The sequence below is a fragment of the Aeromonas sp. Y318-1 genome (assembly GCF_027706125.1).
In the GTDB taxonomy this organism is placed as follows: Bacteria; Pseudomonadota; Gammaproteobacteria; order Enterobacterales; family Aeromonadaceae; genus Aeromonas; species Aeromonas hydrophila.
Window position 1 is genome coordinate 229,104 of record NZ_JAPDCM010000003.1, and the last position, 23,612, is coordinate 252,715.

Consider the following 23,612-nt stretch of genomic DNA (forward strand, 5'->3'; position numbering starts at 1 on the left):
GCTGGACCCAATGCACTTATGACCACACACCAGGAAGATGAAGTACTGGAGCGACTGAACGAGCAGGATGGCCCTCGCGGCTTCTTTCTCGAGGTCGTGACCATCCTGGAAGAGGCGGTCGACTCTCTGATGCGACGCGCGTTCCGTCAGGAGGAGTATGCCGTCAAATACGCCATCGAACCCCTGCTCAACCAGAGCGGCCCTCTCGGCCAGCTGGAGGTGCGCCTCAAGCTCATCTTCGCCCTCGGGCTCATCTCTCTCGAACGCTATCAGGATCTCGAGGCTTACCTGAAGATCCGCGATTTTCTGGTGCGCGACCCCAAGGATTATCGCTTCAGCGACAAGCCGATCCGCGATCTGCTGGCACGCCTGCACGGTGTCAGCCAGGGCGGCATGATGCCGCAGGAGGCCCCCGCCAACGAGGAGGACTGGCCCTTCTACCAGATGCAGCTGAACCGGCTCGATCAGGTGGTGCGCTCGGCGCTGGTGCTGGCGGTGGCCGACTGCGTCACCGAACTCCACAAAGAGAGCCCCATCTAATCCGGCTGGTGGCCGCAGCCAGCGGCCACACCCCGCTCCTCTCCCGCGGCCATGCCCCCGTGACGCCCGCTGTCGCGCGATCCGCTTCCCCCCTTGTTCCCGCCGCCGGCTGGTGTCAATCTGACCATCTTCCCCACTACACTTCCTCCAGGTTCATCGCCTTAATCGAGGTCTGCATGATTGCTCTCTCCCTGGCCGGGATCGCCCTGGTCTCAGTGCTGGCCCAGTGGCTGGCCTGGTCGCTGCGAGTGCCCGCCATCCTGTTTCTGCTGCTCACCGGCCTGCTGCTGGGCCCGGTCAGCGGCCTGCTCGACCCCGACGCCCTGCTCGGCGACCTGCTGTTTCCGCTGGTCTCCCTGTCGGTCGCCATCATCCTGTTCGAAGGGGCGCTGACCCTGCACCTGACCGAGCTCAAGGGGATCGGCAAGGTGGTGCGTAACCTCTGCTCGGTGGGCATGCTGGCCAGTTTCGCCGTCATCGGCAGCGCCGGTTACTTCCTGCTGGGGCTGGACTGGCGGGTCGCCATGGTGCTCGGTGCCGTGCTGGTGGTGACCGGTCCCACCGTGGTCGCCCCCATGCTCAACGTGATCCGTCCGACCCGGGAAGTGGACCGCATCCTGCGCTGGGAAGGGATCGTCATCGATCCCATCGGCGCCCTGTTTGCGGTGCTGGTGTTCGAGGCGGTGCGCCTCGGCAGTCAGGGGGATCTCATCGGCCACACCCTGTTGGCGCTGGCCAAGACGGTGGGGGTGGGCTCGCTCATCGGGGTCGGCGCCGGCTGGCTCACCACCCTGCTGATCCGCAAGGACTGGCTGCCGGTCAGCCTGCACAAGTTCGGGGTGCTGGCGCTGGTGCTGGTCACCTTCAGCCTCTCCAACTGGCTCAGCCACGAATCCGGCCTGCTGGCGGTCACCGTGTTCGGCATCTGGCTCGCCAATCAGGAGGGGCTGGATCTGGAGGAGGTGCTGGCCTTCAAGGAAGATCTCGCCGTCATCCTCATCTCCTCCCTGTTCATCCTGCTGGCGGCCCGCCTCGATCTGGCCCAGCTCTGGCAGCTCGGCCCCATGGTGCTGGCGCTGCTGTGCGTGGTGCAGTTCGTGGCACGCCCGCTCTGCATCCTGGTCTCCACCTGGGGATCGGATCTCTCCTGGCGGGCCCGCGCCCTGCTCGGCTGGATTGCGCCGCGTGGCATCGTCGCGGCGGCGGTCAGCGCCTCCTTCGCCATCAGCCTGCACCAGGCCGGCATTCCCGATGCCGACAAGCTGGTGCCGCTGGTGTTTGCGGTGATCATCTCCACCGTGGTGCTGCAGAGCCTCACCTCGGCGCCGCTGGCCGGTATGCTGAAGATGCGCCAGAGCGCCCCCAACACCTGGCTCATCATCGGGGCCAACTCGGTGGCGCGGGCCATCGGCCGGGCCCTGGCGGATCAGGGGGTGCCGGTCCAGCTCTGCGATCCGGCCTGGGAGTTCTGCCGTCAGGCACGGATGAGCAACCTGCCCTGCTACTTCGGCAATCCGCAATCCGAACACGCCGAGCTGCATCTGCCGCTCACCAGCATCAGCACAGTGCTGGCGCTCTCTCCCAACCGCCACAACAACGCCCTCGGCGTGCTGCACTTCGCCCACCTCTACGGCGAGGAGAAGGTCTACTCCCTGCGCTCCAGCGAGCAGCACGGCAAGGCCAATCGGGAGAGCGCCACCTTTCGCGCCCGCCAGAACCTGTTCGGTCCCGACATCAACTACGCCCGGTTGAGCGGCCTGCTGAGCCGGGGCGGCCAGATCAAGGCGACCCGGCTGAGCGAGGCGTTCGACTGGGCCCAGTACCAGGAGGCCAACCCGGGCGCCATCCCGCTGTTCGTGCTGGACGGCAAGGGGCGGGCCCGCATCGTCACCGGCCCCGTCGAGCCGCTGGCCGGGGAGCTGCTGATCGCCCTGCAACCGCCGAAGGAGACGGCCACTCCATGAGCGAGACCCGGCCCAACCCGCTGTTGGCTCCACTGCTGACACTGCTGCGGCAGGCAAGCGGCAGCTACAAGGTGCACGAACTGCTGGCCGAGCTGCGCCGCCAGGAGGTCATCCCGCCTCTGTCGGGGGATGAGCAGTTGCAGCTGTTTCGGCTCAACTTCCTCATCATGAACGCTCTCTACCAGCTGCAGGCCGAGCTGCATGGTGAAGGGTGGTGGCTGGTGATCAGCACCCTGGATATCCGGCTCGAACCGCTCGCCATCAGCGAGACGGCAAGCGCCCTCGCCCGGGGCGAGGCGCTGCGCAGTTACTACCTCGACTGGCAGGTGTTCTGGCAGACCGATCGGGAAGAGGTGGAGGCGCTGCTCGGCAGCTTCTGGCGGGCCTGTGAGCGGGATGAACACAGGGCCGAGGCGCTGACCCTGTTCGCCCTGCCGACCGGGGCACAGCCCGATGCCATCCGCCGCCGCTGGCGGGAGCTCGCGCTGCAACACCACCCGGATCGCGGGGGCGATGCCGACACCTTCATCCGCCTACGCTGGGCCTGGGAGCACCTCAAATCGGCCAAATGAGCCGGCCGACCCTGACCGCAACCACTAGACTTGAAGTGGCATCAAGCGTCACGGGAGGATGTCATGACAGTCAGCGAACTTCGCCAGCTCTATCAGCAACAAGCCTTCAAGGAAGCCGAGATCCTGCAGGACGCCATCTTGCCCGGCTGGATCGTGGAGTTCAGAGGTCAGGACGGCAAGCTGTACGAGATGACCGACACCCTGGGCTGCCCCCGCTACTTCGGCTCGGTCGAGGAGGCCCGCCAGCACGTGCACTTGGTGGCGGATTGCCCGATCCAGGTCGAGCACCTCTACCGCTTCTTCGAACGCTGAGGGATCAGCAGGCTCAAAAAAGGCTCCCAAGGGAGCCTTTTCTCATTCCGGTTGCAGGGGTTCCGCCCCCTTGCCCTCCAGCCGCCTGACCGGCTTTTGCAGGATCAGGTTGGCCGGATAGGTGACCAGATCGCCGTTGTCATCGCGCACCCGCACGTAGAAGAGGCCGATCTCGGTGATGACCCCGGTGACCGAGTCATCCTTGTCGAGGATCCGGATCCGGTCGCCAATCTTGTAGGGGAAGGCGAAGAAGATGGTGATGCTGGCAGTGATGTTGGAGAGGATCGACCACTGCGCCACCATGGCGACGCCCAGCACCGCAAAGAAGGAGGAGGCCAGCACCACCAGCCGCGAGAAGTCGAGCCCCCACACCCCGGCCAGGATCAGCAGGGTGGCGCAGCCGAGCAGGAAGTGGAACACGTGCTCCACGTAGAGCACCCGGTTCTCGCTCACCTGCCGGGTCTGGGCCAGCGCCAGCAGGCTCTTGTGAATGAGCCCGCGAACGAGGGTATGGCCCAGCAGCAACAGCAGGGTCACGCCAAAAGATTCCCATGTCGTCATGTCTGCTCCTTACCACCAGCGTCGATGTTTGAGCCAGACCGCCAGCCCGGTCGCCAGCGCCACCAGGGAGCCGCAGAAGATCCAGAAGGCGGTCGGGCTCTCGGCTCCGGGGATGCCCCCCAGGTTGATGCCGAACAGGCCGGTCAGGAAGCTGGCGGGCAGGAACAGCAGCGCCATCACCGACATCTGGTAGGCGCGGCGATTGGTCGCCTCCGCCATCAGGTTGTTGATCTCGTCCGCCAGCACGGCGGTGCGCGCCACCCCGGCATCCAGATCGTCCAGCCAGCGCCGCAACCGGTCGGCGATGTCGAGCAGGCGCCGGCGGTCATCTTCATCCAGCCAGCTGATCTTCTCGTTGGCGAGGCGCGCCACCAGATCCCGCTGTGGCGAGAGGTAGCGGCGGATCATGATGAGCTGCTTGCGGATCAGCGCCAGCCGGCCGTTGGCAGGCAGGTCGCGCATCAGCACCATCTCCTCCAGATCCAGGATCTGGTCGTGCAGCTCCTCGACGAACTCCCCGGCCCGGTCGGTCAGGGCATCACAGATCTCCACCAGCCAGTCGGCCGGGGTATCGGCGCCGCCTCCCAGCTTGAGCTGGTTGAACACGTCCTGCTCCGACAGCAGCGGCCGGCGCCGGCTGCTGATGATGAGATCCGGGGTGATGTAGATGCGCAGCGCCACCATCTCTTCCGGTCGGTGGTCCTTGTTGTGGTTGATGCCGCGCAGGATCAGCAGCACCGTCTCCCCCATCCTTACCAGCTTGGGGCGATTGCTCTGGCCGAGCAGCGACTCGCGCGCCGCATCATTGAGCAGCGGGGTCTGCAACAGCCAGCGCGCCGCCTCCGGATTGCCGTAGTCCAGATGCAGCCAGCCCGGCTGCTGCGCCGGTATCTCGCTGCCCGCCACCAGTGGCTGCATGCCACCCCTGCCATCCAGGGTCAGGCCATAAATTACGTCACTGGGCACCCGATCCATCTGCTCGTCCTTTTCGCTCATGTTCATCGGCCCAGCTTACACCAAAGCCGGGCCCGACTCAGCCCCGGGGCAGCCGCCCCGCGCCGGCCGTGTTAAGATGCGCCACTCGTTTCAGACACAGGAAGCCCTGCCATGCCCATCTGGGTTGATGCCGATGCCTGCCCCATTCCGGTCAAGGAGATCCTTTACCGCGCCGCCCACCGTGCCCAGGTGGTAACTACCCTGGTGGCCAATCAGGGGCTGCGGGTGCCCCCTTCCCCCTTCATCAAGACCCAGCAGGTGGAGAAGGGCTTCGATGTGGCAGATCATGTCATCGCCCAGCAGGTCAAACCCGGCGATCTGGTGATCACCGGCGACATCCCGCTCGCCTCCTGGGTGATCGATGCCGGCGGCGAGGCGCTCAATCCTCGCGGCGAGATCTACACCCGCGAGACCATCAAGGCGCGGCTCGGCATGCGCAACTTCATGGAGGAGCTGCGCTCGGCCGGGGTACAGACCGGCGGCCCGGCCCCCCTCAACGCGGCCGACAAGCAGCGCTTCGCCAACGCCCTCGACAAGTGGCTCATCCGGGGCAAGCTGAGTTGATGCTCCCTCCCCGGTCGGCCACCGGGGAGACCCATTCATTTCCCTTTGCGCTTAATTCTTTCTTAAGGCAGGTGAACTAACCTTGTGGCTGTTGACCCAACCACCCGCAAGGAGCAAGCAATGAAACTGACCCCCCTGTTGTTACTGATCCCCCTGTTGAGCGGCGCAGCCCTGGCCGATCCCCAATGTACCCAGGCCGACAAGAGCAAATGGATGAGCGAAGCCGACGCCCAGCAGCAGATCAAGGCGATGGGCTACGACATCAAGAAGTTCAAGGTCACCAAGACCAATTGCTACGAGATTTACGGTTGGGACAAGGAGAAGCGCAAGGTCGAGATCTACTTCGACCCGACCGACCTGAAGAAAGTCAAAGAAGAGATCGACGAATAATCCGGCCATGGGCCGGTCTCCTGCCGGCCCTTTCTATGGAGCCACGCCATGACAACCTCTGAAGTGAAAGTCTGGGATCCCCTCATCCGGGTGTTTCACTGGGCCACCGTCACCCTCTGCCTGCTCAACTTCTTCGTGCTGGAAGAGGGCAGCAAGCCCCACAAATATGCCGGCTACGCAGTGGGCATCCTGCTGATCATCCGCCTGCTGTGGGGGCTGGTCGGTCCCCATTACGCCCGCTTCGGCCAGTGGTGGCCGACCCCGGCCCGGGTGCGCTACTACCTGCGCCAGCTGGCCCAGGGCCGTCACCCCTACTACCTCGGCCACAACCCGGTCGGCGCCCTGATGATCTGGCTACTGCTGCTGTCGCTGGTCGGCACCGTGGTCACCGGCTGGCTCACCACCTGGGATGCCTTCTGGGGCGAAGACTGGCTGGAGGAGCTGCACGGCATCATTGCCAACACCCTGATGGCCGCCGTCGGCGTCCATGCGGCCGTGGTGATCCTGACCGATCGCCTCACCCGCAGCGACCTGGTGCGCGCCATGGTGCTGGGCAAAAAACGGGTGCCCGCCGACGCCAAGGTGGAAGATCCGCGCAGTTAATGACCGGGCTGCCCCTCGGGCCCCGGTTTTTTGCTGCAATAGCCCGCGACACTGGTAAGATGCGCCGCCATTTTCCCATGTCGTAGCCATCATGACCGCCCAAGGGCACCTGCTCTTCTCCGTTACCTGCACCCTGCTCGCCCACAAACTCCAGCTGACGCCGGCCCTGGCCGACGCCAGCCTGTGGCACACCATTCCTGCCGCACTGGCCAGCGCCCTGCTGCCGGACCTCGACCACCCCAAGTCGGTGCTGGGGCAACGCCTGCCCTGGATCTCGAAACCCTTGTCGCGGCTCTTCGGCCATCGCGGCTTCACCCACAGCCTGCTGGCGGTGGCCGCCGCCATCTGGGGGCTGGATCAGAGCCTGGCTCCCGCCCTGCTGCCCACCGGCGTCAAGGATGCCCTTATCATCGGCTACCTCAGCCACCTGCTGGGAGACTGGCTCACCCCGGCCGGCATTCCGCTGCTGTGGCCCAGCAAGCGCCGCTACCGGCTGCCGGGCTGGCCGCTCAAAAGCGGCGGCGCCGTCGAGACCGGCTTTTGCACCCTCACCCTGCTGGCCGCCGGTTACTGGGCCCACTGGCCGGGCTAGCTGTGTGAACCCACCAGCTGCCCCCTGCTGTGGCCAAAAAACAAACCCCTGCCGAGGCAGGGGTTTGTCATGGTGAGAGCGGGTGGCTGTATTACAGCATCACACCGGCAATCACGGCGGAGAGCAGGCTCACTAGGGTGGAGCCGTACACCAGCTTCAGACCGAAGCGGGAGACCATGTTGCCCTTCTCTTCGTTCAGCGCCTTCACCGCACCGGCGATGATGCCGATGGAGCTGAAGTTGGCGAACGACACCATGAAGATGGAGAGGATGCCGATGGTGCGCGGAGAGAGCTGGGCCGCGATCTTGCCCAGATCCATCATGGCCACGAACTCGTTGGTCACCAGCTTGGTCGCCATGATGGAGCCGGCTTGCAGCGCTTCACCACTCGGGATGCCCAGGATCCAGGCGATCGGGTAGAAGAGGTAGCCCATGACGAACTGGAAGTTGACGCCGAATGCCATCTCGAACAGGTAGTTGATGAGGGCAATCAGGGCGATGAAGCCGACCAGCATGGCACCCACGATGACCGCCACGGTGAAACCGGCCATGATGTACTCGCCCAGCATCTCGAAGAAGTTCTCTTTCTTCGGGCTGTGGTGCTCGTCACCTTCGGCCAGCGCCTTGGCGTCGGTCACGGTGTTGTCCGGCTCGTAGGGGTTGATCAGCGACAGCACGATGAAGGTGCTGAACATGTTGAGCACCAGCGCGGCCACCACGTAGCGCGGCTCGATCAGCTGCATGTAGGCACCGACGATGGACATGGAGACGGTGGACATGGCAGTGGCGGCCAGGGTGTACATCTGCTTCTCGTTCAGGTGCGGCAGGATGTTCTTGAGCGCGATGAAGTTCTCGGACTGGCCGACGATCATGGAGCTGATGGCGTTGAAGGACTCCAGCTTGCCCATGCCGTTGATCTTGGCCAGCACGGTACCGATACCGCGGATCACCAGCGGCAGCAGACGGATGTACTGCAGGATACCGATCAGCACGGAGATGAAGACGATGGGCATCAGTACCATCAGGAAGAAGGAGAAGGCCCCTTCATTGACCAGGCCACCGAACACGAAGTCGGTACCCTGTTTGGCAAACTCCATCAACTTGGTGAAGCCGGCCGCGAAGCCACCCACCACCGCCAGACCCACTTCGGAGTTCAGCATGAACCAGGCCAGCGCCAGTTCGACCACCAGCAGTTGGCCGATATAGCGCAGTTTGATCTGTTTCCAGTTGTGGCGGTTGGCCAGCAAAGCAAGAGCGAGGACCATCACGAGTCCGAGCACAAAGTGAACGTATTCCATACCAGTAGCACCTGAGTAATTTGTAATTTTTTGACCGGCGCCATCATAGACATTTGCATATTTAAAAATCAGATAGCCATCACAATCTGCGGTAAAAATATGCATGTTGGATAATACAAACGTTTTTAAATTAATTAAACGTTCACGCAAGCATCTAATCATTGTTCAGTAAACATAAAAATCATTAATAAACAGTACCTTAAAAACAAACCATTCAGTCTGAAAGGGCTATTTTCACAGCTTTATCACATTTATTTAAAACATGGCGAATGGCGTCATAGCGGTAAGGTTAAATTTACGGCGAATTTATTTAATCAAATCAAAATGACAAACGTTTATCTTATTTGCGATGAATGGCCCGGCTTCTTTCAGCTAATTCCCGAAAGGCAGTGGGGTATTTTCAGACGAGCCGGACAACATGCCGCCACCGTTTTTCCCCTGCCGCAGCCCCGCCACCGCCACCGTCCAGTCGTTCAAAAATCCGCCACACCCGGCAGCGCTTTCTGATACAATGCGCGCCCTTGCGCACGGCGCAGCCCGTTTTCTCCGATATAGAGTCTTTTTGTGAACAACGAATTTAGCAGCCTGAACCTCTCCCCCGCCCTGCAGGACAACCTCGCCAGCCTGGGTTATCTGCAGATGACCCCGATCCAGGCCCAGAGTCTGCCCCTGGTACTCGATGGCAAAGACCTGATCGCCAAGGCAAAAACCGGCAGCGGCAAGACCGCGGCCTTCGGCCTCGGCCTGCTTGCCAACCTCGATGTCAACCGGCTCGAGGTGCAGGCGCTGGTGCTCTGTCCGACTCGCGAGCTGGCCGATCAGGTTGCCACCGAGATCCGCCGTCTCGCCCGTACCCTGCCCAACGTCAAACTGGTCACCCTGTGCGGCGGCACCCCGACCGCACCGCAATCCGCCACCCTGAGCTTTGGCGCCCACATCGCCGTCGGCACCCCGGGTCGGATCCTCAAGCATCTGGAGCAGGGCACCCTCGAGCTGGACGGCCTCAAGACGCTGGTGCTGGACGAAGCGGATCGCATGCTGGACATGGGCTTTGGCGAAGACATCAACCGGGTCATCAGCCACGCCCCGCGCGATCGGCAGACCCTGCTGTTCTCCGCCACCTATCCGGAGGGGATCGCCCAGATGAGCCGCGGCGTGCAGCGCAACCCGGTCGAGGTGAGCGTGGAGTCCCTGCACGAAGACAGCGCCATCGAACAGAAGCTGTATGAAGTGCCGGCTGGCCAGCGCCTCGATGCTCTCGGCTGGCTGCTCAGCCACTACCAGCCGAGCTCCTGCGTGGTGTTCTGCAACACCAAGCGGGCCTGCAACGACGTGGCCGACCACCTGGCCGCCAAGGGCTTCTCGGCGCTGGCGCTGAACGGTGACCTGGAGCAGCGCGAGCGGGATCAGGTACTGGTGCGTTTCGCCAACGGCAGCGCCACCATCCTGGTGGCCACCGACGTGGCCGCCCGCGGTCTCGACATCAAGGAGCTGGGCGCCGTCATCAACTACGAGCTGACCTACGACCCCGAGGTGCACGTGCACCGGATCGGCCGTACCGGCCGCGCCGGCCAGCAGGGCCTGGCCCTGAGCCTCTACCAGCCGAACGAGGCCCAGCGCGTCAACTTCATCGAGGAGTACCAGCAGGCCCCCATTCCCCAGGGCGACCTGGCCGGGATCGGCCGCGACATCAAGCCGATTGCACCGCAGATGGTGACCCTCTCCATCGATGCGGGCCGCAAGAGCAAGGTGCGCGCCGGTGACATCCTCGGCGCCCTGACTGGCGAAGGCGGCATTGCCGGGGCCGATGTGGGCAAGATCCAGATTTCCGAGCAGTACTCCTACGTGGCGGTGAAGCGCCAGGTGGCGAGCGCCGCCCTCAAGCGGCTGCAGGAAGGCAAGATCAAGGGGCGCAGCTACCGCGCTCGCAAGCTGGGCTAAGGTTCACGACACAGGCGCCGGATCGGCGCCTGTTTCATATTTATCCGTGCCCATGAGAACAAGGCAGATGCCATGACCCAGACAACCCGACCCGAAGTGAGCTGCCAGAACTGTGAAGCCTGCTGCTGCCGCCTCGAGGTAATGCTGTTTACCGATACCGGCGTACCGGATCGCTATGTGGAAGAGCGGGAAGGTGAAGTGCCGGTGATGCACCGGCTGGAAGATGGCTGGTGCGCCGCGCTCGATCGCAACACCATGATGTGCCGCATCTACGAAGTTCGTCCCCTGATATGCCGTGAATTTGAAATGGGCGAGCCCGACTGCGTCGACGAGCGGGACAAGTGGTTTATCAAGCTCAATTGACCGATGGGCGAGCGCTCGATCGCACTCCCGCGATGATGTACCCCATCCATGAAGTACGTCCCTTGATATGCCGTGAATTTGAAATGGGCGAGCCCGACTGCGTCGACGAGCGGGACAAGTGGTTTATCAAACTCAACTGAGCTGCGGGTAATGATCAGCCTGCCGTGCCGTCAGACCAGCCCGGCCAGTTGCCGTTCCAGCCACTGCAGCGCCTCGTCGGTCTGCTCGAAGTAGCGGACGCCCTGAAACGGCAAACCGCTGAACACCTGATCCGCCAGATACTGCTTGAAGCTGCCCGCCAGCACCACCGCCAGAAAGGCGCAGCCGTTGCTGGCGCACCAGCCGAACTGGCGGCGAAAGCGGGCCAGCACCTCGGGGCCCGCCGCCTCGAACTCGGTCGCCACTTCGACAATGCCCCAGGGCGCGTCGCGCAGGCTGGCGATCTGCTGGCTGAACTGGGCCTCATAGGCCATGGCCCCCGCCAGATTGAAGGGGCCGCTCGGTCGGCAGATCAGCACCTGACCTCGTCGCTGCATCTCGAAATTGCCGTGTGGTTGCAACTTCACGTCTGCCTCCTTCCCTGGATTCTTCGTCGCGCAAGCACCCTTTTATGTTGCAACAAGGTAAGGATTTCTCTGCAAAAAGTCCATTCTGCCAGGCGCGAGCCTGGATGGGCTGCGTCACCGGTTGACCCACTGGCGGCCTGCTCAGCACGCCCGTGCCCACCGCCTCGACCAGCCCTCATGTTCTGTTGCAGTTAACAAAACGTTGCTGCTATTATCCGCGCCGCCACCAACATTCCACCAACTGAAACGTTAACTCACGGCGCAAGGAACAGAGATGAAAAATCGGGACGCGAACCACTATCAGCGCATCTGGCGCTGGCACTTCTATGCGGGTCTCTTCGTCGCCCCCTTCCTGATCCTGCTCTCGCTGACCGGGATCGTCTATCTGTTCAAGCCCCAGCTCGACAATCTGATGTACCCCGAGCTGATGAAGGTCACCCCCGTCAGCCAGCCGCTCAGTGCCGATCAGCTGCTGGTCAAGGCGATCGTGGCTATGCCAAACGCCAGCCTGAGCAAGTACCTGCCACCGGTCAGCCCGGAGGCCAGCGCCCAGTTCATCGTCCGCCAGGACGGCAACGAGCTGACCCTGTTCCTCGATCCCGCCAGCGGCGCCCTGCTCGGCACCCTGGACAACAAGTGGAATTTGCAGGCGGTCGCCCGCGCCCTGCACGCCGATCTGCTGCTCGGCACCATAGGGGATCGGCTGATCGAGCTGGCCGCCGGCTGGGGAATCGTGCTGCTCATCAGCGGGCTCTATCTCTGGTGGCCACGCAAGGGGCCAGGAGTCGGTGGCATCCTGTGGCCGCGCTGGAGCCAGCGCGGGCGGCTCTGGTGGCGCGATCTGCACGCCGTGGTCGGTTTCTGGGGCGCCGGTTTCCTGCTGCTGCTGCTCTTGAGCGGCATGACCTGGACCGGTTTCTGGGGCGATCAGTTTGCCGCCGTCTGGAACCGCTTCCCGGCCGCCATGTGGAACGAGGTGCCCAAGTCGGCGCCCCTGGCCCGCAGCCTCAACCATGCCCATCAACAGACAGTCCCCTGGGCGGTCGAGAACACCCCCATCCCCAGCTCGGCCGAGCCCAAGGCCCACGACCACAGCGCCATGGGTCACGGCGGCGAGCACGACGGCATGGTGATGGCGGAGCACCGCATCCCGCTGCAACAGGTGGTGGAGATCGCAACCGCGCGCCAGGTCACGCCGGGCTACAGCATCACGCCACCGGCCGGTGCGAGCGGCGTCTACACCATCGCCATCTCGGCCGATGATCCGCGCAACGACGCCACCCTGCACATCGATCAATACAGTGGCAAGGTATTGGCCGACGTGCGCTGGCAAGACTACGGCCCGGTCGCCAAGACGGTGGAAACCGGCGTCATGCTGCACATGGGCAAGCTCTACGGCTGGCCGCACCAGCTGGCCATGCTGCTCATCTGCCTGCTGGTGTTGCTGAGCTCGGTGAGCGGGCTCTGGATCTGGTGGAGCCGCCGCCCCAGTGGTCGCCTCGCCGCCCCGCCCTTGCCGGCCAGCCTGCCCCCCATGCGTGGCGCCATTGCCCTGCTGATCCTGCTCGGCATCTGCTTCCCGCTGGTGGGCGGCTCCATGCTGGTGATCTGGCTGCTGGACAGCCTGCTCTTCGCCCGCCGTCGGGCACCCCGGCTGGCACGGGTCAGCTAGTCGCCGGCGCCGTGCGCCGCACTACGCAGCCACTTCAGGAGGGCTCCCACACGGGAGCCCTCCTGCTTTCAGCGCGCCTTTACGCTTGCTCCACCAGCTGGAGGATCTTCCTCGCCTTCTCGAAGTGATCGAGGCGCTGGGTCTGGATCCACCAGGTCGCTGCCTCTATCAGCAACTCGGGGTCGTCATTGCGGTTGGCAAAAAACGCATAGAAGGAGACGCCGACCGCCTCCCCCTTCTGCGCGATTTTCTGATGGCACACCTGAATGATTTTCTGTTTGAGCGAGTCGCGCATGGCGGCGTTCCGGCCTGATGAGTGATTGGCCGGCCAGCATACCCCAACCAACAAAAAGGGCCCCCGTCCGGGAGCCCTTTTGCCTAGCCGATCACATGACACCCAGTCAGGAGAGCGCCAGCCCGATGGAGAGCAGCAGGCTGAACAGGAAGGCGCTGATGGCGGTCTTCTTGAGCGCGCCGGTCAGCACCTCGCCATCGAAACTCTGGCGCAGGGTCTTGGCGGCATCGGTGAGCGGCTTCATGGCGGGCAGAAAGATCCAGGGCCAGAAACTGGCAGGCTGGGTCAGCAGGAAGGCGATGGTGGTCAGCAACGCCGCCCCCAGCAGAACCCAGTGGTAGGCGATGGCCCGGTTGCGACCGAGCCGCACCGCCAGGGTGATCTTGCCGCTCACCGAGTCGGTCTCGATGTCGCGCACGTTGTTGATGTTGAGCACCGCGGTGGCCAGCAAGCCGCAGGCGGTGGCCGGCAGCAGCAGATCCCACTGCAGGGTCTTGGTGAACAGGTAGTAGGAGCCAAGCACCCCCAGCAGGCCGAAGAACAGGAACACCGAGATGTCGCCGAAGCCGCGATAGCCGTAAGGAGTCTTGCCCACCGTGTAGGTGATGGCGGCGACGATGGCGGCGCCGCCGAGCAGCACGAAGGTGAGGATCTGCAGCCACTGATCGCCAAAAGCGCAGCCCAGCAGGGCGAGGCCGCTGACCACCGCGGCCAGCGCGGTCAGCGCCATGGCCACGCACATCTGCCGGCGGGTGATGAGGCCGGAGACCACGGCGCGCTGGGGGCCGATCCGTTCGCCATTGTCCGCCCCGGATACCGCATCCCCATAATCGTTGGCCAGATTGGAGAGGATCTGCAGCAGAATGGCGGTCAGCAGGGAAAGCGCCATGATGGTGCCGTCGAAGGCACCGCGGCTGGCCGCAAGCCCAGAACCCAGCAAAATGGAGGAGCACGCCAGCGGCAACGTTCGCAAACGCGCCGCCAGCAACCAAATAGATAAGGTATTTGTCATATTGTGATGGCCAAACAATCAGATATTGATCGTGTTAAGGGTTATCGAACCGGATTTCGGTATACTTGGCCCCTCGGGAGGTAGCTCCCCGGGCGATTTACATGGACGAATGGGCAGATAATATATAGGAATAATCGCTCCTTTGGCATAAACCAACGGCATCCTTCTGCAGGATGGACCGTCACTATCGGCTCATAGACGAAATCCATGTTGGCTCAGACCCATATCAAGCAACAACTGGACGCCCTGCGTCACGGCAATGCCAGCGGCTTCGTGCGGCTGCGCGTGGCCATCGAGGTCAGCTCCTTTCTGGGCTGGCTCGCGGCGCAGACCCTCTATCCCCGTATCTATTGGCATGCCAGAGGACACGACCGTCCCGAATACGTGGCGCTGGGCTGCCTGCGCGAGCTGACCGAGCCCCAGGCGATCCGCCAGGTCTGCGAACAGACCAGCCAGACCCATGACGACAGCCCCCGCTACTATGGTGGACTGGCGTTCGACCCCACCCAGCCCGGCTGGCAGGGGTTCGGCCCCTGCCGCTTCGTGCTGCCCCGCATCGAGCTGGTGCGCCGTGGCGAGTGCGTCACCCTCTGCCTCAACCTCTGGTTGCCAGAGCAGACCGGCAGCGACGCCTTCGAGGCCGAACTGCAGGCCGCCGCCGCCGCCCTCGATGCCCTTCGGCCGGAAGCCCCTCTGCCGCCACTGACCCGTCATTCATGGCAGCGGAAAGATTGCCCGAGCCAGCCGCAGTGGCAGACCCTGGTCGAGCAGGTCACTGCCCCCGAGTTCCAGGCCCACACCCCCAAGGTAGTGCTGTCGCGCCAGAGCCGGCTCACCCATGACGGTGCGACGCACGCGGCCGACCCGCAGGCCGTCGCCCCCTGGTCGCTGTTGGCCAGCTGGGCACAGCACGGCCAGGACTGCTTTCACTTCGGCTTCCAGTTTTCACCCGAGCAGAGCTTCATCGCCTGCTCCCCCGAGCGGCTCTATCGCCGTGAACAGCAGCACCTCTTCACCGAGGCGCTGGCCGGCACCATCCGCCGATCCGGCGACGAGGCAACCGACGCAGCGCTGGCCGCCGAGCTGCTGGCCGACAGCAAGAACCGGCTGGAAAACCGGCTGGTACACGCCGACATCCTCAGCCGGCTGGCGCCGCTCACCACTGATGCCACCCTGACCGAGCCGCGCATTCTCAAACTGCGACTGCTGCAGCACCTCAAGTGCGACATCGAAGCCGAGCTCAAGCCCGGCGTCTGCGACTGGCAACTGCTGGAGGCGTTGCACCCCACCCCCGCGGTGGGCGGTGCCCCGCGCGAGGCGGCGCTGGCCTTCATCCGCGAACGCGAGCCCTATGATCGCGGCTGGTATGCCGGCGCCTGCGGCATGCTGAGCCGGGAGACCTCGGAGTTCTCGGTCGCCATCCGCAGCGCCCGCATCACGGCGCAGGCCATCACCCTGTTTGCCGGCGCCGGTATCGTCGCGGGTTCCGAGCCTGCCGCCGAGTGGGCCGAACTCGACAACAAGATCGCCAACGTGCTCTCCCTGCTGGGATAGCGTTTTCTCACCGTTTCCTCACTGCGAGAGCCTCATGTCCGCGCGCCAAGAGTTTGCCAGCCACCATGCCACCTTCAACCACGTCTGGTCTTCCCTCTTGCTGGAGGAGCTCTTTCGCCTCGGCGTGCGCGACATCGCGCTGGCCTCCGGCTCCCGCTCGGCACCGCTCACCATGGCGGCCGCCGCCCACCCCGGCTTTCGCCGCCATCTGCACTTTGACGAGCGCGGCCTCGGCTTCATGGCGCTGGGGCTGGCCAAGGGCAGCGGTCGCCCGGTCGCGGTGATCATGACCTCGGGCACCGCGGTGGCCAACCTCTGGCCGGCGGTGGCCGAGGCGCAGCTCACCGGCGTGCCGCTCATCATTCTCTCTGCCGACCGGCCGCCCGAACTCATCGACAACGGCGCCAACCAGGCCATCGATCAGCAGGGGATCTTCGGCCGCTACCCCGTCTATCAGCAGAACCTGCCGAGCCCCACCGCCACCATTCCGGCCGCCTTCGTGCTGAGCTCGGTGGATCAGGCGCTGGCCCAGCAGGCGCGCACACCTGGGCCGGTGCACTTCAACTGCATGTACCCCGAGCCGCTCTATCCGGGCGACGCCTATCTGGACTGCTCCGCCTACCTGGCCCCCCTCGGCGACTGGCTCCGCTCGTCCAAGCCCTGGAGCCCCTGGCAACTGGCGCAGGCACCCTGCCCGCATCAGCCCGACTGGGACGAGCTGCAGGGCAAACGTGGCCTCATCGTCGCCGGCCGCATTCAGGATCCCGTCCAGGCCAAGGCGGTCGCCGCGCTGGCCGAGCGGCTTGGCTGGCCTCTGCTGGCTGACCTGCAGAGCCAGCTGCGCTTCGATGGCCGCAACCTGGTGCATGCCGATCTCGCCCTGCAACACAGCGGCTTCGTGGCCGAGCTGGCCCGGGCCGAGGTGCTGCTGCAATTCGGTGCCCGCCTCATTTCCAAGCGGCTTGGCCAGTTCATCAAGCAGCAGCCCTGGCAGGCATACTGGCTCATCGACCCGCAGCCAGCCCGGCTCGACCCGGACTACCGGCTGCGCCGCCGCCTGCTGTGCGAACCCGGCGTCTTTGCCGCCGCCAATCCGGTGGCGCACCCGCACCTGCCCTGGCACCGGCTGGCGGAGCGCCAGCAGTCCGTCAGCCAGCAGGTGCGCAGCGCCTGCGAGCGTTTCTCCGAACTCGGGGTGTGCCACCGCCTGAATCAGCTGATCAGGGGCCAGCTGTTTGTCGGCAACAGCATGCCGGCCCGGCTGATGGACATGCTCGGCGAAGTGGGCAAGGGCCCCAGCCGGGTGATGACCAACCGCGGCGCCTCCGGCATCGACGGCCTCATCGCCACCGCCTACGGCTTCGCGCAATCGGTCCAGCCGGGCAGCAATGAGCCCACCACCCTGCTGCTCGGCGATCTCAGCGCCCTGCACGACCTCAACAGCCTGGCGCTGCTTGGCAAATCGAGCCGGCCGCTGGTGGTGATCCTGCTTAACAACGACGGCGGCAGCATCTTTCGCATGCTGCCGGTGCCGACCCAGGACGCGCTGCTGGAGACCTACTACTGCCTGCCCCACGGACTGCACTTCGAACACGCCGCCGCCATGTTCGGCCTCCACTATCGGACGCCGGCCACCCTCGCCGACTTTGAACGGGATTACGCCGCCGCGCTGGAAAAGGGGGTAACGCTGATTGAAATCAAGGTCCCCAGCAGCGAAGTCGCCGAGGATCTGAAGGCACTGGGAAGCGCGATCCGTGGCAGCTAGTGCCGATCAACCTACGCTGGTGCTGCTGCACGGCCTGCTCGGCGATGCCAACGACTGGCAGCCCGTGCAGGCGGCCCTGACCGGCCTCCCCAGTCTGGCGCTGGATCTGCCGGGCCACGGCAGCAACCGGGCTGTGCGGGTTGCGGGGTTCGAGCAGGCCCATCGCTGGCTGTGCGACGAGCTGGCTGCGCGCGGCATCGGTCGCTACCTGTTGGCGGGCTATTCGCTGGGTGGGCGGCTCGCCCTCTATCACGCCAGCCAGGCGCCGCTTGGACTGCAGGCCCTGCTGCTGGAAAATTGCCACCCCGGTCTGCCACCGGCAGAGCGGCCTGCCCGCCTCGCCCACGATGAGGGCTGGGCCCGGCGCTTCGAGCAGGAGCCCCTGGCGGCCGTGCTGGCCGACTGGTATCGGCAGGGGGTGTTCGCCGATCTGGGCGAGGATGCCCGTGCCCGTCAGATAGCCCGCCGCCTCGGCAACGACGGCAAGGCCGTGGCCACCATGCTGCGCGCCACCTCTCTGGGGCAGCAGCCGGATCTCGACCCCTGGCTGGCGCAAGGTGCGCTGCCGGTCACCTACGTGAGCGGCAAACGGGATCACAAATTCCATCAGCTGGCTTGCCTCATGGCGAGTCAGCATCGCAAAATCAACCACTTGGAGCTGGATGGCGGCCACAATCTGCATGCCCACCAGCCTGAGACTTTTGCCCGGCTCCTCACGGAGTGGGTCAACCAACAACAAGAAGAGAAGCGTCATGATTGAAGCAATGACTGAAGCGGAACTCTATGCCCCCGTCGAATGGCGTGATTGCTCCGCCGGTTACGAGGATATCCTCTATCACAAGTCCGACGATGGCATTGCCAAGATCACCATCAACCGCCCCCAGGTACGCAACGCCTTCCGCCCCCGCACCGTCAAAGAGATGCTGCAGGCGCTGGCCGATGCCCGCTACGACGATCAGGTCGGCACCATCATCCTGACCGGCTTTGGCGAGAAGGCCTTCTGCGCCGGCGGTGACCAGAAGATCCGTGGCGACTACGGTGGCTATCGCGATGACGAGGGGACCCATCACCTCAACGTGCTCGACTTCCAGCGCGACATCCGCACCTGCCCGAAACCCGTGGTGGCCATGGTGGCCGGCTACGCGGTCGGTGGCGGCCACGTGCTGCACATGATGTGTGACCTGACCATCGCCGCCGACAACGCCCAGTTCGGCCAGACCGGCCCGAAAGTAGGCTCCTTCGACGGCGGCTGGGGTGCCTCCTACATGGCCCGCATCGTCGGCCAGAAGAAGGCCCGCGAGATCTGGTTCCTCTGCCGTATGTACGATGCCAAGCAAGCCCTCGACATGGGGCTGGTCAACACCGTCGTGCCGTTGGCGGAGCTGGAGCGTGAAACCGTGCGCTGGTGCCGCGAGATGCTGCAGAACAGCCCGATGGCGCTGCGCTGCCTGAAGGCCGCCCTCAACGCCGACTGCGACGGCCAGGCCGGCTTGCAGGAGCTGGCGGGGAATGCCACCATGCTGTTCTACATGACCGAAGAGGGTCAGGAAGGGCGCAACGCGTTCAACGAGAAACGCCGTCCCGACTTCTCCAAATACAAGCGGAATCCCTGATGACACTCGCTCTCTATCGCTACCAACTGCCTTTTACCCAGCCCCTGACCTTTCACGGCAAGGTGGAGGTGGCGCGAGAGGGCCTGTTGGTCCGCGTTGACGATGGCTGGGGGGAAATCGCCCCCCTGCCGGGCTTCTCCCGCGAGAGCCTGGCCGAGGCGCAAGCCGAAGCCATCGCCTGTCTGGAGCGGCTGGCTGCGGGGCAGGAGATCGCCCCGCAGCTCCCTTCGGTGCAATTCGGGCTGGACTGCGCCCGCCGCTGCTGGCCTGCCCAGACCACTGCGCTGCCGGAGCCTTATCCGCTTATTCAGGGCTCCCCCCAGGAGCTGCTCAAGCACTGGAAGAACTGGCTGCACAAGACCCCCAGCAAGGCCAAGCTGAAGGTCGCCCGTTACCCCATGCGCGACGAGCTGGCGCTGATCCGCCTGCTGTGCGACCGCATCCCTACCCTCAAGCTGGTGCTGGACGCCAACCAGGGCTGGACCCGCGAGGAGGCCTGGGCCTTCTGCGGCCATCTGGATCCAAACCGGATCGAGTACCTGGAAGACCCCTGCGCCGACTTTGCCGACATCGCCTTCGTGGCCAATCGTACCGGCATGCCGGTGGCCATCGACGAGCTGCTGGCCCAGGGCAAGCCGTGGGAGCCCATTCCCCAGCTGCGCGCCCTGGTGCTCAAGCCCACCCTGCTCGGCTCCCTGGTCCACTGCGAGGCACTGGTTGCCCGCGCTCGCGAGCTGCGCCTCAAGGTGATCGTCTCCTCCTGCTTCGAATCCGGCCTCGGCCTGAACCAGCTGTTCCATCTGGCGGGTGAATGGGCGCCGGATCAGGCCCCCGGCCTGGATACCCGGCGCTGGCTGGCAGCCGATCTGCTGGACGCGACCGGCAAACCCGACCTGAGCCTGCTGGAGCCCCTGTTTCACCGTGATTGAAGGGGCCTGCATGCCACCGCTATCTGACCATTACCACCCTCAACAACCCTGCCCGGTGCGCCACTGGGCGAAGTCCGCCCCGGACCGCATCGCCATTCACGCCGCCGACCCGCTCACCTACCAACAGCTGGATGCCAGACTCAACGGCTTGTGCCGGCAGCTGGGGCAGGCGGGCCTGCAGGCCGGTGATCGCCTCGCCGCCGTGGTGCGCGACGCCCTGCCCGACCTGTTGCTGGCCTGGGCCTGCGTGCGCAGCGGCATCGTCTTCTGCCCGCTCAACCCTGCCTTTCCATTGGCGCGGCAAGCGGAGCTGGCGGCTCTGCTCGCCGTCAAGGCCTGCTGGTCAGCAGGCGAGATCCCGACCGGAAACTGGCAGCCACTGCGGCTCGACTTCACCCATGAGCTGGTGGCGGACGAAGGCGACTGCATGCTGGATCCTGCCCAGCTCAACAACATGATCCTCACCTCGGGTTCCAGCGGCACGCCCAAGGCCGTGGTACACCGGCTGGCCAATCATCTGGCCTCGGCGCGGGGCTCGGCCGCCGTGATCCCGCTCTATGCCGAGTGCGGCTGGCTGCTCTCCCTGCCGCTGTTTCATGTCGGCGGTTACGCCATCCTGTTCCGGGTCTTTCTGGCGGGCGCCAGCCTGGTATTGGACGATCGCAGCCGCCCGCTCAGGGAGCGGCTCGAACAGCAACCCATCACCCATCTCTCCCTGGTGCCGACCCAGCTCTGGCGACTGCTGGCGGAGGGCTTTGATCCCGCCAGAACCCGGCTGCGCGAGCTGCTGCTCGGCGGCGCCGCCATTCCCCAGCCCCTGGTGAACCGGCTGAGCGCCATGGGGCTGGAGCCCAAGGTGAGTTACGGCCTCTCCGAGATGGCCAGCCAGGTCTGCACCGGTCGGCCATCCACCGCCGGTGTGGTGGGCAAGGCGCTGCCGGGACGGGAGGTCTGCATCCAGCAGGGAGAGATCTGCGTGCGCGGCGACACCCTGTTTGCCGGCTATTTCAAAGCTGGCGGGCTGGAGCGGCCGCTCGATGAGGCTGGCTGGTTCCACACCCGCGACAAGGGGCATTTCACTGCGGATGGTGAACTGGTGGTGGAGGGGCGGCTCGACAACCTCTTCATCTCCGGCGGTGAGAACATCCAGCCCGAGACCATAGAGCAGCGACTGGTGGATCACCCCGCCGTGGCACAGGCGCTGGTGGTGCCGGTGCCGAGCGATGAGTGGGGGCAGCGCCCGGCCGCCTTCATCGACTGGCATGGCGAACCTGTACCCCCTGCCGAGCTGGCGGCCTGGATCCGGCAGGTTCTGCCCGGTTTCATGGTGCCGGACCAGTGGCACCCCTGGCCCGATCTGGGCGGTCACCTCAAGCCACAGCGCAAGCAATATCAGAATATTCTTAAGGCGCAATAATCACTCCTGCGACAGGACTTGGCATGCAGGAGTCATCCAAATACGCACATTATTCGAAAGAAAATGCTGGCGGTGTCAAAATCTTCCTCACAGGCCCAGGTAAGTGAGAACGATTACATAAATGGCTATTTTTTTGCACGTTTTTTGAACTGAATTAATTACCTGTAGTACCATATCCGCCATCATGCATTTCAATGGAAAGGTAACCGTTTGATAGTTAAAGACATTGTCAATTTTGCATTATTTGAACAAAGACTGCATGGTGGTAAAATGCTCTCCTTGGCAGTAAGGCGAGTCACACATGAGTAACAAAAATTATAAAATTGCAGAGGAGATATTTTTCTCCGCGGCAATATTCCGGCTCTCTAAGGGAGAAAAGGACATCAAGCTCAGCAACAAAGAAGCCGAGCTGCTCGAAATGCTGTGTGATGAGGCAGGCAGTGTCATTCCAAGAAGCAAACTGCAAGATGCCTTGTGGCCAAACCAGGACAATACCGATACCAACCTGAACCGGCAGATCCTCTCATTGAGAAGAAAGCTGGAATCATTCGGTTTGATGGATGCGATCGATACTATTCCACGCGTGGGATATATCTTTTGTGCCCCTATTGAGGCCGCTGGAGAGACCGAAGAAGCTGTACCAAATGAAGAAACTCAAGCGGCGATCCCTGCTCATGCGCCTCAGGCCAGACGGCAATATACTCGCCGCAAATATGACCGCTATTTCAGCCCAAAGCGTATTCTGCTGTTTGCGCTACTGCTGGTCTCACTGACTTCGCTGGCCATCGTCATCTATAACTATGCGACGGCAAATACGCTGCGTACCATCAATCTCAGCCAGATTTCCCTCTATATGACCAGCGAGACGGAAAAAGCGCTGAATGTGAAAATCGATTCGCTAACCCCCTTGATACAGCGTATTTCGCGCAAGGCGGATGAACAGGTTTCCATTCTGGTCGGTAAAGAAGCTATCAGCTATTTTTCCATCGACAATAATAGCAGGAAATTATCCGAGAATGTCTTTCTGCTGCGCAGCGGTCATCCAGTGGCTGAAGAAGTGCAATGTGTGATCACCACCATGACCCAGCAGGGAGACAATGTTTCCCACAACTATTACAACAATGCGGACACCACAGTCCGTTATCACAGCAATTGCCAGGCGCCGGACAACTGGGTGGAGATGACCAGAAAGAGCAAATTCATTGTTACCATGAACAGGGAAATAGTGGTGGCAACCGTGATCGCCACCGACAATCAGGGCAAAACACTGTTCAATATGGATTCCGTCGGAGATCTGGAGCGGGATGATGGCGATATTTCGGTCGAGGTGAAAAATACCATCGTCAATTTCATTGATCAGCAGGCACTGACCAGCAATGGCATGGTAGCGACCCTGGTAGCGGCGTTGACGCCACCCAAACAAACGGCACAATTTGTTCAGTTGCCGGGCGGCATTTACCTCTCCAATTATCTGGGTGGTGTCATCACCTGGCCCAGCCTCGGCAATTCAAAGGTCATCCAGCGCAACGACCTCTGAGTTTATTCATAAGCAACGATGAAGTTGGCAACGGCAGAATAGTCACCGGGCTGGATGTTCTTGGCCGCCAGCGCATCCGGATGCCCTTCTACCCGGGCAAAGAATTGCAGCTCATTGTCTGCGCTGCCGCCCAGCAAATAACCGCGGGAGGGAGTGCCCAGATCCAGGGGTGTCTGGGTCACGTCATACAAGCGGATACCGGCGCCCTTGGCAATGCCCGCGGTAAAGGCCAGCCCGCCGCTGAGCTGGGCATCCTTCGAGCCGGTAAAGGTCACCTTGGCCATGCGGAAAATCCCCGGCTTGCAGTTGGTCAGGCGGATGGAGAAAGGTACCTGCTCCCCGGCCCCGTTGGCATAGAGCTGCTTGACATCGACCACCCCCATCTCGACCTCCTGCTCAAGGGATTCGGGGGCGACCACACAGGGCTGGTCAATGATCCGGCCATGGAGATGGACCGTATTGCCAAGCAACTCCAGGTCATTGCTGGCACGGGGAGCTGCCGTTACCGCCAACAACGGGCACAGCGCCAAGCCTATCCACAATGTCCGTAGCATAAA

At 63.5% G+C, this 23,612-nt stretch carries 25 protein-coding genes; 18 read left to right on the plus strand and 7 right to left on the minus strand.

What is annotated here, in order from left to right; genetic code table 11:
• Positions 1–18: 18 nt before the first annotated feature.
• The 4 genes from OKB87_RS05900 (at position 19) to OKB87_RS05915 (ending at position 3,388) form a co-directional block, all read left to right on the plus strand.
• A complete protein-coding gene (locus OKB87_RS05900; protein WP_005308438.1) occupies positions 19–540 on the plus strand; it encodes an MltR family transcriptional regulator in 522 nt (173 codons plus the stop codon).
• 176 nt (positions 541–716) lie between these two features.
• Entirely contained in the window at positions 717–2,504 is a 1,788-nt protein-coding gene (locus tag OKB87_RS05905; protein WP_270826785.1) for a cation:proton antiporter, read from the plus strand.
• The gene (locus OKB87_RS05910; protein WP_270826786.1) at positions 2,501–3,076 is read left to right on the plus strand and encodes a DNA-J related domain-containing protein; all 576 of its coding nucleotides are present in this window, start codon (positions 2,501–2,503) and stop codon (positions 3,074–3,076) included. The genes OKB87_RS05905 and OKB87_RS05910 overlap by 4 nt, the downstream gene beginning before the upstream one ends.
• 63 nt (positions 3,077–3,139) lie before the next feature.
• Complete coding sequence (locus tag OKB87_RS05915) at positions 3,140–3,388, plus strand: hypothetical protein (RefSeq protein ID WP_011704519.1); 249 nt, start codon at positions 3,140–3,142, stop codon at positions 3,386–3,388.
• 42 nt (positions 3,389–3,430) lie between these two features.
• Here the strand turns inward: OKB87_RS05915 and OKB87_RS05920 are convergent, their stop codons facing one another.
• Together OKB87_RS05920 and zntB are read right to left on the minus strand one after the other, a co-directional pair.
• Positions 3,431–3,949, minus strand: a complete 519-nt coding sequence (locus OKB87_RS05920; protein ID WP_029301879.1) for a mechanosensitive ion channel domain-containing protein — start codon at positions 3,947–3,949, stop codon at positions 3,431–3,433.
• A gap of 9 nt (positions 3,950–3,958) precedes the next feature.
• Positions 3,959–4,951, minus strand: coding sequence for a zinc transporter ZntB (zntB, locus tag OKB87_RS05925; RefSeq protein WP_029301878.1), 993 nt, complete (start codon positions 4,949–4,951; stop codon positions 3,959–3,961).
• 105 nt (positions 4,952–5,056) lie between these two features.
• On the opposite strand from zntB, the gene OKB87_RS05930 reads away from it, so the two are divergent.
• The 4 genes from OKB87_RS05930 (at position 5,057) to OKB87_RS05945 (ending at position 7,094) form a co-directional block, all read left to right on the plus strand.
• Positions 5,057–5,509 carry a YaiI/YqxD family protein gene (locus OKB87_RS05930; protein ID WP_011704516.1) on the plus strand — a complete coding sequence of 151 codons (453 nt, stop codon included), beginning with the start codon at positions 5,057–5,059 and terminating at the stop codon, positions 5,507–5,509.
• A gap of 120 nt (positions 5,510–5,629) precedes the next feature.
• Positions 5,630–5,899, plus strand: coding sequence for a PepSY domain-containing protein (locus OKB87_RS05935; protein ID WP_011704515.1), 270 nt, complete (start codon positions 5,630–5,632; stop codon positions 5,897–5,899).
• A 48-nt stretch (positions 5,900–5,947) separates the two neighbouring features.
• Positions 5,948–6,502 carry a cytochrome b/b6 domain-containing protein gene (locus tag OKB87_RS05940; protein WP_043125554.1) on the plus strand — a complete coding sequence of 185 codons (555 nt, stop codon included), beginning with the start codon at positions 5,948–5,950 and terminating at the stop codon, positions 6,500–6,502.
• A gap of 91 nt (positions 6,503–6,593) precedes the next feature.
• Entirely contained in the window at positions 6,594–7,094 is a 501-nt protein-coding gene (locus OKB87_RS05945; protein WP_039215114.1) for a metal-dependent hydrolase, read from the plus strand.
• Between the two features lie 91 nt (positions 7,095–7,185).
• Here the strand turns inward: OKB87_RS05945 and OKB87_RS05950 are convergent, their stop codons facing one another.
• A complete protein-coding gene (locus OKB87_RS05950; RefSeq protein WP_016349310.1) occupies positions 7,186–8,391 on the minus strand; it encodes a NupC/NupG family nucleoside CNT transporter in 1,206 nt (401 codons plus the stop codon).
• 564 nt (positions 8,392–8,955) lie between these two features.
• Here OKB87_RS05950 and dbpA point away from each other — a divergent pair.
• Positions 8,956–10,332: an ATP-dependent RNA helicase DbpA gene (gene dbpA / locus OKB87_RS05955; RefSeq protein ID WP_011704511.1), complete on the plus strand. Its 1,377-nt coding sequence runs from the start codon at positions 8,956–8,958 to the stop codon at positions 10,330–10,332.
• Between the two features lie 72 nt (positions 10,333–10,404).
• Positions 10,405–10,695, plus strand: coding sequence for a YkgJ family cysteine cluster protein (locus OKB87_RS05960; protein WP_016349308.1), 291 nt, complete (start codon positions 10,405–10,407; stop codon positions 10,693–10,695).
• Positions 10,696–10,865: 170 nt separating this feature from the next.
• On the opposite strand, the gene OKB87_RS05965 is transcribed toward OKB87_RS05960, so the two are convergent.
• Positions 10,866–11,261: a hypothetical protein gene (locus tag OKB87_RS05965; RefSeq protein ID WP_016349307.1), complete on the minus strand. Its 396-nt coding sequence runs from the start codon at positions 11,259–11,261 to the stop codon at positions 10,866–10,868.
• A gap of 274 nt (positions 11,262–11,535) precedes the next feature.
• On the opposite strand from OKB87_RS05965, the gene OKB87_RS05970 reads away from it, so the two are divergent.
• Complete coding sequence (locus tag OKB87_RS05970) at positions 11,536–12,933, plus strand: PepSY-associated TM helix domain-containing protein (protein ID WP_016349306.1); 1,398 nt, start codon at positions 11,536–11,538, stop codon at positions 12,931–12,933.
• A 79-nt stretch (positions 12,934–13,012) separates the two neighbouring features.
• Here the strand turns inward: OKB87_RS05970 and OKB87_RS05975 are convergent, their stop codons facing one another.
• Together OKB87_RS05975 and OKB87_RS05980 are read right to left on the minus strand one after the other, a co-directional pair.
• A complete protein-coding gene (locus OKB87_RS05975) occupies positions 13,013–13,228 on the minus strand; it encodes a DUF6500 family protein (protein ID WP_270826787.1) in 216 nt (71 codons plus the stop codon).
• 106 nt (positions 13,229–13,334) lie between these two features.
• Positions 13,335–14,240, minus strand: coding sequence for a 1,4-dihydroxy-2-naphthoate polyprenyltransferase (locus tag OKB87_RS05980; protein ID WP_043118361.1), 906 nt, complete (start codon positions 14,238–14,240; stop codon positions 13,335–13,337).
• A gap of 207 nt (positions 14,241–14,447) precedes the next feature.
• Between OKB87_RS05980 and OKB87_RS05985 the strand changes: the two genes are divergently transcribed.
• The 7 genes from OKB87_RS05985 to OKB87_RS06015 all read left to right on the plus strand — a co-directional run bounded on the left by OKB87_RS05985 (position 14,448) and on the right by OKB87_RS06015 (position 23,055).
• Positions 14,448–15,794, plus strand: a complete 1,347-nt coding sequence (locus OKB87_RS05985; RefSeq protein WP_270826788.1) for an isochorismate synthase — start codon at positions 14,448–14,450, stop codon at positions 15,792–15,794.
• A gap of 34 nt (positions 15,795–15,828) precedes the next feature.
• Positions 15,829–17,559, plus strand: coding sequence for a 2-succinyl-5-enolpyruvyl-6-hydroxy-3-cyclohexene-1-carboxylic-acid synthase (gene menD, locus OKB87_RS05990; protein ID WP_270826790.1), 1,731 nt, complete (start codon positions 15,829–15,831; stop codon positions 17,557–17,559).
• A complete protein-coding gene (gene menH, locus OKB87_RS05995) occupies positions 17,549–18,319 on the plus strand; it encodes a 2-succinyl-6-hydroxy-2,4-cyclohexadiene-1-carboxylate synthase (protein ID WP_270826791.1) in 771 nt (256 codons plus the stop codon). Before menD ends, menH begins: the two co-directional genes overlap by 11 nt.
• Positions 18,312–19,172, plus strand: coding sequence for a 1,4-dihydroxy-2-naphthoyl-CoA synthase (menB, locus tag OKB87_RS06000; protein WP_039215084.1), 861 nt, complete (start codon positions 18,312–18,314; stop codon positions 19,170–19,172). The genes menH and menB overlap by 8 nt, the downstream gene beginning before the upstream one ends.
• Positions 19,172–20,101 (plus strand): o-succinylbenzoate synthase, encoded by a 930-nt coding sequence (menC, locus tag OKB87_RS06005; RefSeq protein WP_270826794.1) that lies wholly within the window; start codon positions 19,172–19,174, stop codon positions 20,099–20,101. The genes menB and menC overlap by 1 nt, the downstream gene beginning before the upstream one ends.
• Positions 20,102–20,111: 10 nt before the next feature.
• Positions 20,112–21,518: a 2-succinylbenzoate--CoA ligase gene (locus OKB87_RS06010; RefSeq protein ID WP_270826796.1), complete on the plus strand. Its 1,407-nt coding sequence runs from the start codon at positions 20,112–20,114 to the stop codon at positions 21,516–21,518.
• A gap of 301 nt (positions 21,519–21,819) precedes the next feature.
• A complete protein-coding gene (locus tag OKB87_RS06015) occupies positions 21,820–23,055 on the plus strand; it encodes a winged helix-turn-helix domain-containing protein (protein WP_270826798.1) in 1,236 nt (411 codons plus the stop codon).
• A gap of 2 nt (positions 23,056–23,057) precedes the next feature.
• Here the strand turns inward: OKB87_RS06015 and OKB87_RS06020 are convergent, their stop codons facing one another.
• A complete protein-coding gene (locus tag OKB87_RS06020) occupies positions 23,058–23,609 on the minus strand; it encodes a fimbrial protein (RefSeq protein WP_044799060.1) in 552 nt (183 codons plus the stop codon).
• Positions 23,610–23,612: the final 3 nt, after the last annotated feature.